At 70.6% G+C, this 2,181-nt stretch carries 3 protein-coding genes; 1 reads left to right on the forward strand and 2 read right to left on the reverse strand.

The window, feature by feature from the left end; all coding sequences use genetic code 11:
- Positions 1 to 773: IS21 family transposase (gene istA, locus VIS07_00025; protein HEY8513880.1), on the reverse strand; the 773-nt coding region annotated here is incomplete at its 3' end.
- Positions 770 to 1,150, reverse strand: a complete 381-nt coding sequence (locus VIS07_00030; GenBank protein ID HEY8513881.1) for a hypothetical protein — start codon at positions 1,148 to 1,150, stop codon at positions 770 to 772. The genes istA and VIS07_00030, both read right to left, overlap by 4 nt.
- 381 nt (positions 1,151 to 1,531) lie before the next feature.
- Here VIS07_00030 and VIS07_00035 point away from each other — a divergent pair.
- Positions 1,532 to 2,181 (forward strand): RHS repeat domain-containing protein (locus VIS07_00035; GenBank protein HEY8513882.1); only part of this gene is annotated, 650 nt, incomplete at its 3' end.

The raw sequence follows: 2,181 nt of genomic DNA on the forward strand, positions 1-2,181 counted from the left end.
GCGTTGCCGGCCTCGAGCGACGGGATGACGCGCGCCGGGAAGAAGCGCGTCTTGAGGTAGCGGATGCCGCGCTCGACGCCGCCCTTGTCGGTCGGCTTTCGGACGCGGCACGCGCGGAGCGACACGTGCAACGTGCCGGCGAGCTCGACGAGGTCGGGCGCGAAGCGAATGGCGCTGCCCTCGCGCGCAGCGACGATGCTCTTGGGGTTGTCGAAGAGCCACTGGTGCGTGACGCCGCCGAAGTACTGCGCCGCGCGCACGAGCGAGCGGATCAGGCTCGCCGTCGTCTGCTCGAGCACGAGCTCGGCCCACATCGCGCGCGAGTGCTTGAGCAGGAGCACGAAGCAGTAGAGCGGCCGCGTACCGCCCTTCACGCGGATGTGCCCCACGTGGGCCCAGTCGATCTGCGACTGCTCTCCGAGCAGCGTCTCGATGCGCACGTAGACCTCGCGCCGCGCGCGGGGTCGGTGCACGAAGACGAAGCGGCGGAGCGTCCGCAGGCTGCCGGTGTAGCCGCGCTCCACGATCATGTCGTAGATGCGCGTGCACGTCAGGCGCGGGTAGCGCTCGAGAGTCTCGAGCACGAAGCCGCGGTAGTCGTCGAGCACGGTGGGACGCGGCGCGGCGTTCTTCGGCTCGGGACCGAGCGGCCCGATGACACGCGCGACGACGTCGCTGTGCACGCCGAGCTGCGTGGCGATGGTCCCGCGCTTCCAGTGCTCGCGGAAGTAGAGGCGACGGATCTCGACCTCGGTGCTGCGCTCGATGGTCATCGCGCCCACTCCCACGTCAGCTGCCGCAGGTCGCGGAAGTCGCCGCCCGCAAGGTGCAGCGCGCGCTCGCCGCGCCGTCGCTCAGCGCGTGAGAGGCGGGCCGCGATCCCGACCTCGTAGAAGACGCTCCGTTCGCCGAAGCCGAGCGCGTCGAGGAGGCCGAGCGAGTCGCACGAAGCGGACTGCTCGTCCACAGACAGCACAACGCAGAGGCGCTCGTTCAGGAAGAGCGAAAGGCCCTCGAGCAGCGTCGGGACGGCGCGAGGGTGCGCCGCCGTGCTCGGCGGCAAGATGGCCTTGCACATGTCCGTCGGGCCCTGCGTGATCAGGACCCGCGTCCGCGTCGGCTCCGCGGACAATCTCACCAGCGTGTTCATGCTTCTCGTCTCCGGACGAACGCGGCGCGGACGACGTCGGCGTGACGAGGGGCGCGCGCTCGGCCGGAGCGACGATGGCGACGGAAGGCAAGTTGTCGGCAGGGTGTCCCGTCACGCGCACCGCGAGCGCACGTCGGCGGGTGCGGTACTCGCGGTTACGCTGCGCGTGGTCGGCGCGGCCCTCCTCGCTCGCCTGGTGCCGTGCGTTGCTCGCGCGCCTCGACACGAGCCGGGCTGCGTCACGGTGTCCGATCGAGCAGTAGACCTGCCCGCGGTCGCAGCACTCGCAGACCACGAAGATCGCCTTGCACCACGGGCAGCGTGCCTCGCGCCCGGTCTCGCACTCGTGCCGCACGCGCCCCGCGAGGACGCGACGATTTCTTGCCGCCGCTCACGCCCGTGAGCGAAGGTCGTGTCGTCGGGCTCCGTCGTCGAAACCCGACCGAGGGCTCAGGCGGACACCTGGGCCCTCTCGCTTTCCGTCGCCGTCTTGAACGCGAATGGTGCCGGCGCACCTCCTGGACCGCCAGTTCGCGGCGAATTCCTACGGAAACCGATGGCCGCCTACTGCACCGCGACGTCGTCGGCCGGCCGCTCCGGCGCACGGTCACCTTCCGCGGCCAAGACGGCACCGAGCGCACCCTCAACGAAAAGCGCTACCAATGGGAAGGCGACGACCAAATCCGCGCCATCCTCGACGACCAGCTCGGACACGCCTACTATCGACACGACGCGCGCGGCCGACTGGTGTGGGCCCGCCTCCCCTGGGGCGAAGAACAGCACCGCGCCATGGACGCCGTCGGCAACATCTACCGCACCCCCGACCTGAGCGACCGGCGCTACGGCCGAGGCGGCCGCATCGAAGAAGCGGACGGCACGCGGTACAAGCACGACGACGACGGCAACCTCATCGAGAAGACCGACGTCCTCGGCGACACCACCCGCTACCGCTGGAACGGCGCCGGCATGCTCAGCGCCGTCGAGCTCCCCGACGGCCGCGAGGTCCGGTTCACCTACGACGCGATGGCCCG

Source organism: Candidatus Binatia bacterium (assembly GCA_036563615.1).
Taxonomy (GTDB): domain Bacteria; phylum Desulfobacterota; class Binatia; order UBA12015; family UBA12015; genus DATCMB01.

What these genes read in the sequence shown, in the direction of transcription:
- VIS07_00030 (HEY8513881.1), bottom strand. Translation starts at nt 1,150, where the DNA reads ATGAACACGCTGGTGAGATTGTCCGCGGAGCCGACGCGGACGCGGGTC.